This window comes from Prosthecobacter sp. (assembly GCF_014879935.1).
Classification (GTDB): domain Bacteria; phylum Verrucomicrobiota; class Verrucomicrobiia; order Verrucomicrobiales; family Verrucomicrobiaceae; genus Prosthecobacter.
Genome location: NZ_JACSRD010000096.1, coordinates 1 through 14,421 on the forward strand (window position 1 = coordinate 1; position 14,421 = coordinate 14,421).

Sequence of the window (14,421 nt, forward strand, 5' to 3'; positions counted from 1 at the left end):
GCGCCACGCGCCTCCAGCTAAACGAGTCTTGCCTCCGCCTCCTGCTCGGATACACTCCTTCACGTTATACCTTCCTTTCCAAACGCTAAACTCGGTGAGCTCCTTTAGAAGATTAGCATCATCTTCAGAAATGGTAACCTTAGCCCTCTGAGCCAGTTGGAGCAGTGAGTGTCCGTGTATTGGGTTCTTTTCTCCGTCTTTAAGATTGGGCAACTCTTTCGCGACGATAATTCCCTTCAGAACGTTCTCGAATGCGAGGGCAATCAGCATGGCCCAAACGCTGCTGGTGTTCAGAATATCGGAATCAATCAATTCCTCACCTTCGATTGTTCGTGAGCCAGATCGCCAATACGTTGGCGATTCCATACGGCGTAGCTGACGTGACTCTGATGCGATTATTGCTACAGCGAGCACATCCGCAGAAATGAGCAGCCGTCGAGCAGCTGATGCCCACGTAATTGGAAGAGTGACCCCGAGCTTGAATTGACGTTCTGCAAGCTCACGAAGAAACCGATCTGAGTTCAAAATTCCCACGCCATAGAATGTCATCTCTCATCCTATGGCGCAACAGGGCTGCTTAGTGATTAAACAAGAACGCCGGTGAGTTGATCAAGGCCCAGGCGAGGTCCTGCGCGGCGGTCAGGCGCTTGTTGGTGAGCTGTTTGGCGCTGAGGTCGCTGTCGCGGCGGAGTTGGATGAGTTTGGGGTCGAGGGCGATGGGCTTTTGCGACTCGGTGTGCTTGGTTTCGAGGGCGATGAGCTGGGGATCGACCAGCAGCGGGCGTTTGGCGTTGGCGAGGGTTTTGCGCTCGGTTTGGTAGGGTCGGAATTGGTTGAGAAAGTGGGCGGTGAGGTCGGCGGTTTGTTCGGGGGTGCGTTTCATCGCTTTCACGGCGTCGGCGACGGTTTTGGGGACGCCGAAGCGGATGGTGGGGCTGGTGGTGACCCAGAGGCGGAAGCGGCCGGGGTTGTATTTGCCGTTCTGGAAGTTGCTGGTCATCTGGATGCTGAAACTGGTGCCGCCTTCGTTGCTGACGGGCTTCTCGAAGCTGAAAATGGCCTCGTGACGGAAGCCTGTGTCGGGGCTCACAGCCCAGCCGCGGTCGCGATTGCCTTTTTTGAGGGCTTCGGTGACGGGGAAGTTGGCCTGCTCAAAGTCGGCTTTCGGGTTTTTGAGCGTTTGGGCGACGCCGGAGCCGCGTTTGCGTTTCGCATCAGCGGCGTCGGTGGTGACGACGAGTTCGCCGAGGACAAAATTGCCATCGGGGGCGGTGCCGGGGCCGTTGGAAGGAAGGCGGTCATCGGGGAGCATTTCGAGTTTGATGCCGGTGATGCCTTGGAGGTCGGATTTGCCGAGAAGGAGGTAGTTTCCGGCGCTTTGCTTGCCTTCAGGCAAAGCGGTGGCGAGGAAGCTGCCATCAGGGAGACGTTCGAGCTTCTCGACGCCACCAGCGCGTTGGACCTTGAGATCGAGCAACTGCCATTCGGTGGTGAGATCGAGGTAGTTTTCCCATTTCGGCTGATTCGCGGGCGCGGTGTCGAAAGCGGCCTTCACCTTGGCTTCGGCGGCTTGGATGGCGGCCTGGCGTGCGGCTTCCTTTTTGGCGACTTCGGGGGCGATTTTGGCTTTGTAGGCCGTGAGTTCGGTTTCGGCAGCTTTGATGGCCGCGAGGCGATCCTGCTCGGCTTTGGCGATGACGGGCTTTTGCTCGACTTCCTTGGCCTGGAGCGTGGCGGCGAGTGTTTTGTGCTCGGAATCGAGTCCGGCCATGCTTTCGAGCGCGGCGCTGATTTCCTTCTCGGTCGCGTGACGGTTCAAAATGCGCATGAAGACGGCGTCGATGAGCTGTTTGTCGTCTTTGATCTCGGCGGTGAGTTTCGCGATGGCGTTGTTCGAGTCGCTGATGGCATCGCCGACGGTCGGGCCGCTCATGAGGGCCATGACGGGGCCGAGATTGACGTCGTTGCTGCGTTCGCACTCGCACACGCTTTCACGGGCAGGGCGGCCGAAGTTGGTGAGGAAGCCGTCCTGCAGTTTGATCTGCGCATCGGCCAAAGCGGCGGCGCGAGTGCCTTTGGGCACGCCGGGGATGTTTGGCATGCTGCCGGTGACGGCGAAGACGGAGTCAAAGAGCACCTCGGCAGGCAGGCGACGCGCTTTGGCGTGGCTGTAGTTGATCTTGTCGTCCTCGTTCCATTTGTTCGTGGCGAGGCTGAGCTGGTAGGTGCGGCTGTTGGCGATCAGCTTCATCAAATGGCGCACGTTGAAGCCGCTCTGGATGAATTCATTCGTGAGGTATTGCAGCAGCTCGGGATTGCTCGGCGGATTGCCGGCGCGGATGTCATCGAGCGGCTCGATGACGCCGGTGCCGGTGAGGTAGCCCCAGATGCGGTTCGCGTAGCTCATGGCGAAGTAATCGTTCTGCGGGCTGGTCATCCAGGTGGCAAAAGCCTCGCGGCGTGAGGTGGCGGCCTTGCTGACGAGTTCGGTGTCGTAAGGCACTTTCGGCGCGACGGGTTTGTTTGTGCGGAGGTGGAGCACGTCGCCGTCTTTTTTATCGGCGACGATTTCATACAGCGGCTTCGCGCCTTCGACGGCGGTGCCGCCGATGGTCGCACCTTTCGCATTCGGATCGGCTGAAAGGCCGATCTGCGCGAAGTAGGACGCGGTTTCATAATACTGGTCCATCGTCCAGCGCTCGAAGGGATGGTCGTGGCACTTGTTGCAGTTGAAACGTGTGGCGAGGAAGAGGTGCGTGGTGTTTTCGACGAGCTCCTCCGGCGTGCGCACGGTCTTGAAGTAAGCGGCGGCGGGATTGTCCTTGTTCGAGCCGGTGGCGGTGACGATGCGGTAGGCCATGCGGTCGTAGGGCGTGTTGTCGGCGACCTGCTGTTTGATCCACGTGCGCAGACCGGCCGCGCCTTCGGTGCCGAGGAATTTGGAGTTCACCTGGAGCATGTCGGCCCATTTGTTGGACCAGTGTTCGACGAAATCGGGATTGCCGATGAGCTTGTCGATCACTTCGCCGCGCTTCACCCGCACGTCGCGCTTGTCGGCGAGGAAGGCGGTGACTTCTTCGGGCTTCGGCGGCAGGCCGGTGAGGTCGAGATGAATGCGGCGGAGGAAGTCCTCATCGCTGCACAGGCCGCTGGGCTCGATCTTCATGCGCTGCCACTTCTGCGCGACGAGTTCGTCGATCTTGTTCCACGTCTCCGGCTGCTTCCACGCGAAGCCGGTGCGGTCGCCCATCACGGTGATGGTGGTGGCGGCGTAAGCGCCTTCAAAGCGGGCGAGCACTGGTGCCTCGCCGCGACGCAGGCTCGTCATGAGGCCTTTTTTGTCGGCTTCGATGACTTCGCCATTGCCGCTGTCCATGAAGGCCTCGGCGGTGACGTCTTTGACATAACCATCGGCATAGCGGGCGATGACGCGCATCTGCTGGCGGCTGCCGATCTTTTCGATGACAGGATTCTTTGGGCTGATCTCGATGCTGGTGACGCGTGGCGTGGCGAGGTTCACCTTCGCGCCCTGGCTGATCCAGGCTTTGAGCGATTCGTAGTAAAGCTCGCCCGGCACGGTGAGCTGGCCGCCTTCATGCGGCACGGCACCGCTGGCTTTGAGAAGCATCAGCGAATGCTCCGGCGAGGCGACATTCGCGCGACGGCTGGCGAGTTCGTCCGCATACGCGAGCACGTCATAAATGGGATCATAACCACGCAGCGAGAGCTTGAAGCCGGCTTTGCCATCCTTCGCGCCGTGGCAGGTTCCTTGATTGCAACCGAGCTTCGACGTGATGGGCATGATGTCGCGGACGTAATCCGGCTTCAGCGCCACATTCAGGCCACTGACATTCGCGGGCACGCTGGCGGTGCGGCCCATGAAGCTGATGTTGATCGCCGTCGCGCCGTCTTTGTCCGGACGAATCATGCCGCGGGAGTCGATCTGCACGACGTTGGCCGCGGCGGCGGTGATTTTCGCCATGCGCGTGACATCCGCACGCGTGCCGTCGCTCATCTTCGCGGTGATGAGGAGCTGCGCGTATTCGGTGGGCTTGCCAATCTTGATGTTCGCAGGCTCGACCTCGATGGAGGCCACGGTGGGGCCGGTGTGCAGCGTCTCGACCTTGTCGTCCTTTTTCACGTCCACGCGCACGGTGTCGTCCGCGATCACATCGCTCGCAGCGAGCACTTTTTCCTTCACGAGCGGCACGGAGGTGAATTCCTTCGCGATCTTGCCCGTGGCGGTGTCGATGAGGCGAATCTGACCATCCTGACCTGCTGCGGCGACCGTTTTGCCATCGGGCGAGAAGGTCACGCTGAACACGCCGCTCGGCACCGGCGTGCTGCTGAGCTGCTTCACGTCTTTGACGATCCAGTCGTCGAGCTCCTTGCCTTTGCCGTTCACGGTTTCGACGATCTTTTTCACCTCGGGCGGCATGTCGCTCGAATACTCGCTGCTGTAGATGTTGATCGTGCCGCTGCCTTCAAACGACGCGCCGGCGGCGATGCGCTTGCCATCGGGCGCGAAATCGACGCCGAAGATGCGGCCCTGCATCGCGGGGAATTTGCGGATGAGGTTCGCGTTGTCGCCGATGACGCGCTTCGTGATGCGCTCCATGCGGTAGATCGCGGGCACGCCGTCGGTGCCGCCGATGAGCACCTCGTTGCGCTGCGGATGCCGTGCGAGCACCTGCACGCCGCCTTTGAGTGCGCCGGGTGTGATGGACGTGATGTTGTCGATGAAGCGCTGCGTGGCGACCTCGGTGAGCTTCACGCTCATGTCGCGGCCGCAGGACACGACGTGCTTGCCGTCCACGCCCCACACGGTGTCGAGCACCCAATCGCTGTGGCCGCCCATGAAGAGCGTTTCTTTGCCAGTGGCCACGTCGATGGCCCGCACGGCGTTGTCGGCGCAACCAAACGCGAGCTGTTTGCCATCCGGCGACCAGCTCGCACCGTAGATCGTGTCAAACGTGAGCGATTTGGACAGCTCGAGCTTCTTCGCCGCCACGTCCCAGATTTGGATCTCGCCCATGCGCGCGGGGCTGCCGCCGGTGACGGCGATTTTTTTGCCATCCGGCGACCACGCGAGCTTCTGAATGCGCTCCGCGAGGCCCACCAATCGCGCGACGAGGCCACTGCCGTCCGCCTTGTGAATCAAGACCTCATGATAACCCGCCACCGCGATCATCGCACCATCTGGCGAATACTCGACCGATGTCACCGCCGGCGCGGTGACATACACCGGCGGATGCGCCATGTCGTATTGCGCCTTTGCCGTCGCGGGCGTGTCGTCCTTCGCGCCCTCATTGATCCAGCGCTCGATCAGCGCGATCTGCGTCGCGTGCAGCGCATCGGCCTTCTGCGGCATCTCCGCCTTGCCATGCGCATCCGGTTTGATGAGCTTCAGCAAATTCGACTCCGCCGCCTTCCCCGGCACCACGGCCACCGCCTCCTCGCCGCCCTTCAGCAACGCCGCGAACTCCGTCATGATGTAATCGCCCTTCTTCTTCGCCGGCTGATGGCAGCCATTGCACTGCGCCTGGAAGATCGGGCGGATGTGCTTGTAAAACGACACCGGCTTCGAAGGGTCGATGCCCTCCTCCTTCTTCGGCATCTGCGCGAAGGCAGACGAAGACAAAACGAGGGCAGGAATGAGCAGACGCAGCTTCATAGGCATAAGGACGGGTTTGGGGCGCAAAAAACGGGAAAAACTGCCCAATCCTTGCGCTGGCGCTCCTGACGGCGGGATCGTCCATGCGCCGGGCGGGAATGGACGGGGAAGTTGCTTTGGCTGCTGTTTCAAGCCAACGTGTCAGCATGACACTGACGATCACTTTGCCTGATGAAGCGGTCTGCACCGACCTCAGCCCCGAAGAGGCTCGGGTCGATCTTGCGTGCTCGATGTTCGCACGCGGGGCGTTGAGCAAGCTTTCGGCATCCGCAGTGGCCGGTCTCGATTTCTTCCGCTTTCAGCAAGCTCTCGCCGAACGGCACATCTCCAGCTACACCGAGGAGATGTTGAATGAGGACATGGGGCATCTGGCCGCTTTGAAGGTCGCATGATCGTCGTGGCAGACACATCCGTGCTGCTGAACCTCTGCTGCATCAAAGAGGCGGACTTGGTTTGGCAGTTATTTGGTCAAGTCGTGGCTCCGCAAACGGTGAAGGACGAGTTTGAGAGAGCTGTCGGTGCCTATGGACGCTTCGCAGGACTCAAGTTTCCTGGATTCGTCGAGATTCACCCACGGCCGCAGTCGCTTCAGACGCGGCTCCCTGGAGCCCGGCTTGACCCAGGAGAAAGCGATGCCATCGCACTCACCTTGGCATTGAAAGCCGATTTGTTGCTGATTGACGAACGCAGAGGCCGTCAGGTCGCGTCACAACTGGGCATCCGCTTTTCCGGAATTCTGGGCGTTTTGGTCCGCGCCAAGCAGGCTTTGCTCATTTCCGACGTGAAGGCTCTTTTGTCGCGTCTGCGGTCGGAAGCAGGCTTTTTTCTCAGCGATCAACAGTGAGACAACGTGCTGAAACTGGCTGGCGAGCAGCCCTGATGCCGAACCTTGCCACCGCGCCGTGCCTCCGCATCATGCGTGGCTCTGATGCCTTCCGAAACTCTCAGCACCCGACTCAGCCGCAGCGTCTCGGCGGATTTTTTCCGGCCGTTGGCGCGGCCATCGGCGCCGGTGTATGTGGATTGCGCGGATCGTCTGATTGATGAGGCGGGCGAGGCAGGAAGGCTTTCGCAGCGGGAGACGATTGAGATCATCAAGGAAGTCATCGCGCGGCATCCGCTGTCGCTGCTGGCGGAGGATGAGGGCGCGGCGTTGCGGGATGCGCGGCAGCGAGCGGGGCAGTTTTTTAATCGCCTCATCGCTGCCGGTTGGCTGGAGGATCAGACGCTCGGGCTGCATGAACGCTGGGCGGTGATCACGCCGGGGCTGCGGCCGCTGCTGCGCATGCTGCGGGACCTCGCGGAGGATCGCGTGGCAGAGCTGAAGACCTTCGCGGACACGCTGCGCGGTCTTTGCCAGACGCTGGAGGAGCGTGGCGTGCTCGATCCGCAGATCCAGCCGCCCGATCAGCTCCGCTCGACCATCACGGACCTCACGCAGCGTCTGGAGCGGGCGATCGAGCAACTGCATGCGGTGGAAAAAATCGTCACCGGCTTTGAGCAGCGCCAAAGGCAGACCGCCACGGCCGCGGACACGCTGAACCTGCTTTATGAGGAGTTCGGTCAAGGGCAGCACATGGTGTGCTACGATGCGCTGCGTCGCGGTGGTCTGCTAACGCGCATCGAGAATGCCCGCAGCGCCGTTTCCGAGTGCCACGATGATCCGCTCATGCGCGAGCGCCTCGCCAGCGGCCTGCGAGAGCATTACGGCTACGACGACGCCGATGCCTACGACCACGCGGTGGCGATGCTCACGCGGCTGGAGCGTGATCTCGGCGGCCTGAAACGCCGCGCGGAAGCCATCGACCTGCGCATGGCCGCCTTCAACCGTCTCAGCCAGCAGCGTTACCGCTATCAGACGGAGCTGCGCGGTCGCCGGCCGGAAATCGTGAAAGCTTACTGCGATGCGATCAATGCCGCCCATGCGGGCGGTCGCTTCTCCGAGTTCGCCGGTCAAAGCGCCGACTTCGCGCCGCGCTGCGTGGAGACGCGGTTCTTCTTCGGCACCGAATCGCTCTACAAGCCACGCCGCACGAAATCTGTCGATCTGCGTTTTGGCGAAACCGGTGCCTCGAAGCAAAGCGAGGACGACGTGCTCGCCGCGTGGAAGGAGCGCCAGCGCCTCGCTCTCACGCCGCAGCGTGCCGCACGACTCGTCGCGAAGCTTTTGCCTTCCAAAGGCCGCACGACGAGCACCGAGGACATCACGCTCGAAACCACCGACGACCTGCTCGATCTGCTCGCCGCCGTGGCCTACGAGCACGCGCCAGCGCTCGCCGGCAAACGCGTCCGCTGGAGCGTGGACGGCCTCCGCCGCCGCAACGGCCTCGAACCGCACGTTTTGGAGCACGACGAAATCGCCGGGCATCGCATCGAGCGGTTCGCGATCACGCGGGAGGGGTGAAAAAGCGCCGCTGAAGCGAAAACGGCCGTGAGGCGATCACGGAATCTCGCTCACCTGCACCTGCGTCTTGCCCAGCGAGGCATGGCAGCTCACACACTGCTGGCGCAGGGCGGTGAAGGCGGCCGTGGCGCTTTTCGCGTCCTTCTTTTGCAGCGCTGACTTCAGCGCGGCATAGGAGCCGCCTTCCCACGCGGCGAGCAGCGGCTGGAGATCGACCATCGCTCCGGCGGCAGACTTTTGTCTGGGTGCTGACGCGACCGACTTGGAGACGCTGGAGTGCATGCGTTCCGCCATGGCGAGTGCTTCGTCCCACTGGCCGGCCTGCTGAAGCTTGCGGGTGTCGAGCATCTTCCGCTGCGCGGCCTTCATGCGGTGGCTGTTGATGTTCATCATGGCACAGGAGGCCAGGGTGAAAGCGGGGAGGATGACGAGAAGGCGTTTCATGGGTGCGGCGATTCAATCACCGGCCTTCGAATCTGTCACGGCCTTTTGCCAGGGCGGCGATTTTGCGGTCGGCGATGCTGCGTTTGAGCATCCAGAAGCCGCAGTCGGGGTGGATGAACTTCACGCGGCCTGCGCCGAGTTTTTTCTCCGCGGCTTCGATGCGGCGGGCGATTTCGTCGGCGGTTTCGACGTGATTCACTTTGATGTCCACGACGCCGAGGCCGACGCCAATCTTCGGATCGAGTTCTTTCAGCGCGTCGAGATCGGCAGCGGGACGATGCGCGAGTTCGAGAACGAGGTGATCGGCATGGAGGGAGTTCAGGAAGGTGATGAGCGCGGCCCACTCGCCTTTCTGGATCGTCTGGCCGCCGTAGTTGCCGAAGCAGAAGTGGACGGCTTTGCGGCCTTTGACCGCGTCGAGCACGCGATTGATGCCTGCGGCGGCAATCGGCGCATCGGCGGGATTACCGGGGATGTTGGCTTCATCGACTTGCACGCAGTCGCATTGCAGGTCGGCGGCCTGCGCGGCCAAAGCATCGGCGATGGCCATGTTCAGCGCGGCGAAGTCGTGGTAGTGCGTGTCCAGCAGCGTGCGGGCGAGCATGTAGGGGCTGGTGAGCGTGAATTTGAACGGTCCGCCGGCCACTTTGCCCGCGCGGACGCAGTCTTCGGCCAGATTGAGCACGCCTTCGGTGATGGGGCCGCGAACGACGGCGGCGGGCTTGCTCCGGAAGGCCATTTCATGCTTCGCACGGAAGGCGGCGGTGTCGGCGCGGCCCACACGGCTATCGATACCACCGAGTTTGTGGACGAAGTACTCGATCATGCCGTTGGTGTCGGGATGATTGACGTCGAAGCGATACAATTCGCCATCCGTCGGCAGGTCGATGCCTGCCTGACGCTGGGTGTCGAAGACGACGCGTGTGGCGTCGATCACCGCTTGTTCGCTCGGCAGGGCAGAAAGCCAGTCAGGGACGGGATAGGAACCGACAGTGGTGGTCTGGATCATGCCGGATTGTGGAATGCGGAATGCGGAATGGGAATGCCACGCTGCAATTGTCCAAAGGCGTGATGGATTCGGCCAAGCGGGAGAGTAGGGCGGATGTGTTTGGCGGAACCGGTCTCCGCATCTGCGCTGAGCCTTCTTCGCCAAACTATCCGCTGCTGGGAGCGCGGTTGTGTGACTGGCTGGCGAAAGTCTTGGAGCCGGATAGTTCGGCGAAGCAAACACGGCATGCAGGCGGCACGGTTTACGCCAAACACATCCGGCCTACGAACTATCGCTCCTTCTTCGGCCCCTTGCCGCGCACGCTCATGCGGAAGGGCACACCGGGGGCGGGCCATTCGTCACGGATGACTTTTTCGAGGTAGCGTGTGTAGCTTTCGGTGAGTTTTGAGGCCCGGTTGGCGAAAAGGACGAAGTGCGGCACCGGAATGGCGAACTCGGCGGCTTCGTTGACCTGCGTGGCATAGAGCAGCTTGAAGCTGTGCGTGCTGCGGCCGAGTGCGCCGGGCGTGTTCTCGATGGCGGTGTGCAGGAGGCGATTCAATGAGCCGGTGCTGATGCGGTTCTGCGAGCCGCTGCGCACTTTTTCGATTTGCACGAAGAGTTTGCCGACGTGTTCTTTATTCTTCGCCGAGATGGCGACGAGCGGCGCGTAGTGCAGGAAGAAAAACTCACGACGCATGATTTCTTCGAGGTGCTCGATGCGGTCCTTCTGTTTGCCGTCGGGATGGAAGAGATCCCACTTGTTCATGACGAGGATGCAGGGCTTGCGCTCCTCCAGGATGATCTGGGCGATCTTGCGGTCCTGCATCTTCGCGCCATCGGCGCAATCGACGACGAGCAGAACGAGGTCGGCGCGTTTGATGCTCTGGATGCTGCGATCCACGCTGGAAATCTCCACGTAGGTGTCCAGGTTCGCGCGGCGGCGGATGCCGGCGGTGTCGATGAGCTGGTAGGCCTTGCCATTCCAGCGGGCCTGGATGTCCAGCGCGTCGCGCGTGGTGCCTGCGACGGGGCTCACGATGGCACGCTCCTGTCCGAGAATGGCGTTCACGAGCGAGGATTTGCCCGCATTCGGACGGCCAACGATGGCGAGTTTCAGCGGTTTGACGTTTTGACCGGCCTTGGCGTCCTCGGTTTCCGTCGTCGGCTTCAAATCGAGCCGTTCGGAGATCATCGCCACGAGTTCGTCGATGCCTTTGCCATGCGCGGCGCTGGCTTCGATCATGTCGGTGAAGCCAAAGCGGGCAAACTCGCCAGCGTTGAGCTTCCGCTTCGGCGAATCGGCCTTGTTGCAGACGAGAATGACCGGTTTGCTGGTTTTGCGCAGCTCGCGTGCGAGCGCCTGGTCGATCGGGGTCACGCCATCGACCACATCGACGACGAACAGGAGCAGATCGGCCACGTCGAGGGCGATGCTGGCCTCGGTTTGCACCTGATCGGTCAAAACGTCGTCCGTGTTGGCTCCGATGCCGCCGGTGTCCATGATCTCGAACCACGCGGGCCCTTTGCGGCATTGCGCGGTGATGCGGTCGCGCGTCACGCCCGCCATGTCATGGACGATGGAGATGTTTTTGCCGGCGAGGCGGTTGAAGAGCGCGGACTTGCCCACGTTCGGGCGGCCGACGATGGCGACGGTTTTGAGCATCGTTCAAGGAGCACGAAGCACCCGCCGCGTCAATCAATGCCCGGCAGCTTTGATCTGCCGTGTGCCATCCACGAGGTAAACCATGCCGGACCAGAAGGTGAAGAGGCCAGCCAGCGCCACCGGCCAGATCAGCGGAATGAAGGTCAGATCGAGCAACACCCAGAGAATGGCGATGATTTGAGTGAAGGTGGTGGCCTTTCCGGTCCAGTGCGGCTGGATGCGGCAGTGACCGGCGACATGGTCGATCAAAAACGCGGCTCCGATGCAGGCGAGATCCTTGAAGATGATGAGCAGCGGGAACCACAACGGAAAATGCTGCCGCCAGGAGGTGAAACTCAGCGTGATGATCGCGGAGAGCAGCAGCAGCTTGTCCGCCAGCGGATCGAGGATGGAGCCGAGGCGCGTGCGTTGGTTGAAGTTGCGCGCGATCCAGCCATCCACCGCGTCACTCAGCGCCGCGATGCCGAACACGGCCGCCGCCCACAGGCGCAGCGATTCATCCGCCTTTCCGGCATGCACGCTGTCGCCATAGTAGATCACCAGGCCGATGAAGACCGGGATGAGCAGGATGCGGAAGATGGTGATCTGCGTCGCGAGAGTCATCACCGCCAGTCTCAAGTTTCAGGTCCGAAGTTTCAAGTTCCAGATTGGGCACAGGCGAAGGAACTTGAAACCTGAAACTTGAAACCTGAAACTGACCCATGCCGCGAATCGAGCCTGTGGATCTGTTGAACGCCTACTGTGAGGGTGCCTTCCCGATGGGGGAGGACGACGGGTCCATCTCATGGTATCGGCCGAAGATGCGCGGCATCCTGCCCGTGGCGGATTTTCACGTCCCGAGGCGTTTTGCCCGCTACTTGAAGGATCACCCCTTCGAGGTGCGCTGGAACACAGCCTTCGGCGATGTGATCCGTGGCTGTGCAGATCGTGACGAGACCTGGATCACCGACACGATCATGGACACGTATGAGGAACTGCACCGCATCGGTTTCGCACATAGCGCGGAGGTGTGGCGTGACGGGAAGCTCATGGGAGGCGTGTATGGCGTGAGCATCGGCGGGGCGTTTTTCGGCGAATCGATGTTCAGCCGGGAGCCGCAGGCCTCCAAAGTGGCGCTGACGCATCTTCAGTGGCGGTTGAAGGAGCGCGGCTTCCTGCTGCATGACACGCAATGGACGACGCCGCATCTGGCGATGTTCGGCGGCCACGAGATTCCGTGCGCGAAGTATCTGGAGCTGCTCCAGCGGGCGATTCTGCGGAAGGCGACCTTCTGAGCGTAGGGCGAAGAGCAAAGAGACGCAGGTCGGCCTTCGCTCGCCACAAACCTGCTCCACGCTCTTCTCAGCTCTCGAAATACGTGTAGCCGCGCAGGCCCGCCTCGAAGACCTCCATGATCTCGCGGCGCTCGTTGGCGGTGATGCGCTTGGTGTGCACGGCGTTTTCGGCCAGATTGCGGAAGCGGGTGACCATGTCCTTCGGCTCGTATTCCACATAGCTGAGCACTTCAGAGACGCTGTCGCCTTCGAGTTCGCTGTATTTGACCTTGCCGTTCTCGATGTGGACGGAGACGACGTTCGTGTCGCCGAGGAGGTTGTGCAGGTCGCCCAGCGTTTCCTGATACGCGCCCACCAGGAAGATGCCGAGCATGTAGCTTTCGCCCTGGTCGATCTTGGGATCGTGGAGCGGAAGGCTGCGGCTGATGCCGCTGGCGAGCGCGAATTTGTCGATCTTGCCGTCGCTGTCGCAGGTGATGTCGGAGAGCACGGCATTGCGTGTGGGCTTCTCCTTGAGGCGATGAATGGGCATGACGGGGAAGATCTGGTCGATGGCCCAAAGGTCAGGCAGGCTCTGGAAGACGCTGAAGTTCCCGTAGTAGTAATCGGTCAGGATGGTGTCGAGGCGCTCCATCTGGGAGCCATCGTGCTCGCACCTCTCCTGCATGTCGGAAACCCATTTCAGGATGTCCCAGTAGAGCTCCTCGCCGTGGGCACGCTCGCGGAGGTTGACCTTGCCGTAATTGAACTCGCTGCGGAGCTTGTCGCGGTAATAAACGGCGTCGTTGTAGATCTCCTGAAGGCGGTCGCGGCTGGTGCGGGCGGCGTTGCGGGTGCTTTCCGCCCGCAGTTCGTGCAGATTGCGCAGAAGGGCGGGCGAATCCTTGTCGATCTCGATCTCGGAGATGCAGGCACGCGGCTCGAATCGGTTGATGTCCAGGATGTTGATGACCAGCACGCTGTAGTAGGCCACGATGGCGCGGCCGGACTCGGTGATGATGTCAGGATGCGGCACGCCGGCCTCGGCGGTGACTTCGGTGATCGCCTCGATGACGTCGGCGCAGTATTCCTTGGTGCCGTAGTTGCTGCTGGCGGCGCTGGCGCCTTTCTGACCGTCGTAGCTGATGGCAAGGCCGCCGCCGAGGTCGAGGATGCCCATGCGGGCGCCTTCCTGGACAAGGCCGCAGTACACTCGCGTCGCTTCCGTCACGGCCTGGCGGATGGCGCGGATGTTCGGAATCTGCGAGCCCTGGTGGTAATGCAGCATGCGCAGGCAGTCGAGCATGCCCTGGTCGCGCAGGTGGTCCACGACATGCATCAATTGGGAGATGTTCAGGCCGAAGACGCTGGAGTCACCGCCGCTGCCGCTCCAGTGGCCGGCGCTTTCGGCGCTGAGGCGGAAACGCACGCCGAGCGTGGGGCGCACGCCCATCTTCTTCGAGCGCTGGAGGATCAATTCCAGCTCCGTGGGCATTTCGAGCACCAGGATGACCTGGAGGCCCATCTTCTGCGCATACAACGCCAGATCGATGAACTCCTCATCCTTGTAGCCATTGCACACGATGTAGGCCTGCGGGTCGTGCATGTAGGCCAGCGCGGCGATGAGCTCCGGCTTGCTGCCGGCTTCAAGCCCGTAGTGATACTTGCGGCCGTAGCGGGTGATCTCCTCGATCACCTCCTGCTGCTGGTTCACCTTGATCGGATACACGCCGCGATAGACGCCCTGGTATTTGCCTTCTGCGATGGCGGAGGCAAAGCCTTCGTTCAGTTCATCGATGCGGCCGCGGAGCAGGTCGCCGAAACGGATCAGCAGCGGGAGCTGCGTGCCACGCTCGCGCAGGCCGTTCACGATCGAGGCGAGCGAGACGGTCTTCGGCTTCTTGCCGTCCTTGAGCTTCACCACCACCTCGCCCTGCCGCGAGATGTCGAAGTAGTCGTGCCCCCACTCGCGGATGCCGTAAAGATCAGCGG

Annotated in this window: 11 protein-coding genes; 4 read left to right on the plus strand and 7 right to left on the minus strand. The window is 61.7% G+C overall.

Going from position 1 to position 14,421, the window contains the following annotated elements:
* The coding region (locus IAE77_RS05910) for a hypothetical protein (RefSeq protein ID WP_294223216.1) at positions 1-270 on the minus strand (270 nt) is incomplete at its 3' end.
* A 307-nt stretch (positions 271-577) separates the two neighbouring features.
* The gene (locus tag IAE77_RS05915; protein ID WP_294223219.1) at positions 578-5,674 is read right to left on the minus strand and encodes a DUF1549 domain-containing protein; all 5,097 of its coding nucleotides are present in this window, start codon (positions 5,672-5,674) and stop codon (positions 578-580) included.
* A gap of 146 nt (positions 5,675-5,820) precedes the next feature.
* Here IAE77_RS05915 and IAE77_RS05920 point away from each other — a divergent pair, with 146 nt between their 5' ends.
* The 3 genes from IAE77_RS05920 to IAE77_RS05930 all read left to right on the plus strand — a co-directional run bounded on the left by IAE77_RS05920 (position 5,821) and on the right by IAE77_RS05930 (position 8,078).
* Positions 5,821-6,066, plus strand: coding sequence for a UPF0175 family protein (locus IAE77_RS05920; RefSeq protein ID WP_294223222.1), 246 nt, complete (start codon positions 5,821-5,823; stop codon positions 6,064-6,066).
* Positions 6,063-6,518 (plus strand): DUF3368 domain-containing protein, encoded by a 456-nt coding sequence (locus IAE77_RS05925; protein WP_294223225.1) that lies wholly within the window; start codon positions 6,063-6,065, stop codon positions 6,516-6,518. The genes IAE77_RS05920 and IAE77_RS05925 overlap by 4 nt, the downstream gene beginning before the upstream one ends.
* An 84-nt stretch (positions 6,519-6,602) precedes the next feature.
* Positions 6,603-8,078, plus strand: coding sequence for a Wadjet anti-phage system protein JetA family protein (locus IAE77_RS05930; protein WP_294223228.1), 1,476 nt, complete (start codon positions 6,603-6,605; stop codon positions 8,076-8,078).
* A 36-nt stretch (positions 8,079-8,114) separates the two neighbouring features.
* Here the strand turns inward: IAE77_RS05930 and IAE77_RS05935 are convergent, their stop codons facing one another.
* The 4 genes from IAE77_RS05935 to pgsA form a co-directional block, all read right to left on the minus strand.
* Positions 8,115-8,522 (minus strand): hypothetical protein, encoded by a 408-nt coding sequence (locus IAE77_RS05935; RefSeq protein WP_294223230.1) that lies wholly within the window; start codon positions 8,520-8,522, stop codon positions 8,115-8,117.
* A 16-nt stretch (positions 8,523-8,538) separates the two neighbouring features.
* Positions 8,539-9,531 (minus strand): cobalamin-independent methionine synthase II family protein, encoded by a 993-nt coding sequence (locus IAE77_RS05940; RefSeq protein WP_294223232.1) that lies wholly within the window; start codon positions 9,529-9,531, stop codon positions 8,539-8,541.
* Positions 9,532-9,799: 268 nt separating this feature from the next.
* A complete protein-coding gene (gene der, locus IAE77_RS05945; protein WP_294223235.1) occupies positions 9,800-11,176 on the minus strand; it encodes a ribosome biogenesis GTPase Der in 1,377 nt (458 codons plus the stop codon).
* A gap of 33 nt (positions 11,177-11,209) precedes the next feature.
* Entirely contained in the window at positions 11,210-11,779 is a 570-nt protein-coding gene (gene pgsA / locus IAE77_RS05950) for a CDP-diacylglycerol--glycerol-3-phosphate 3-phosphatidyltransferase (RefSeq protein WP_294223238.1), read from the minus strand.
* Positions 11,780-11,877: 98 nt separating this feature from the next.
* Here pgsA and aat point away from each other — a divergent pair, with 98 nt between their 5' ends.
* A complete protein-coding gene (aat, locus tag IAE77_RS05955; RefSeq protein ID WP_294223240.1) occupies positions 11,878-12,450 on the plus strand; it encodes a leucyl/phenylalanyl-tRNA--protein transferase in 573 nt (190 codons plus the stop codon).
* Between the two features lie 67 nt (positions 12,451-12,517).
* On the opposite strand, the gene speA is transcribed toward aat, so the two are convergent.
* On the minus strand, positions 12,518-14,421 hold a 1,904-nt coding region (gene speA / locus IAE77_RS05960; RefSeq protein WP_345780963.1), incomplete at its 5' end, for a biosynthetic arginine decarboxylase.

What these genes read in the sequence shown, in the direction of transcription:
- IAE77_RS05915 (WP_294223219.1), bottom strand. Translation starts at nt 5,674, where the DNA reads ATGAAGCTGCGTCTGCTCATTCCTGCCCTCGTTTTGTCTTCGTCTGCC.
- IAE77_RS05920 (WP_294223222.1), top strand. Translation starts at nt 5,821, where the DNA reads ATGACACTGACGATCACTTTGCCTGATGAAGCGGTCTGCACCGACCTC.
- IAE77_RS05925 (WP_294223225.1), top strand. Translation starts at nt 6,063, where the DNA reads ATGATCGTCGTGGCAGACACATCCGTGCTGCTGAACCTCTGCTGCATC.
- IAE77_RS05930 (WP_294223228.1), top strand. Translation starts at nt 6,603, where the DNA reads ATGCCTTCCGAAACTCTCAGCACCCGACTCAGCCGCAGCGTCTCGGCG.
- IAE77_RS05935 (WP_294223230.1), bottom strand. Translation starts at nt 8,522, where the DNA reads ATGAAACGCCTTCTCGTCATCCTCCCCGCTTTCACCCTGGCCTCCTGT.
- IAE77_RS05940 (WP_294223232.1), bottom strand. Translation starts at nt 9,531, where the DNA reads ATGATCCAGACCACCACTGTCGGTTCCTATCCCGTCCCTGACTGGCTT.
- der (WP_294223235.1), bottom strand. Translation starts at nt 11,176, where the DNA reads ATGCTCAAAACCGTCGCCATCGTCGGCCGCCCGAACGTGGGCAAGTCC.
- pgsA (WP_294223238.1), bottom strand. Translation starts at nt 11,779, where the DNA reads ATGACTCTCGCGACGCAGATCACCATCTTCCGCATCCTGCTCATCCCG.
- aat (WP_294223240.1), top strand. Translation starts at nt 11,878, where the DNA reads ATGCCGCGAATCGAGCCTGTGGATCTGTTGAACGCCTACTGTGAGGGT.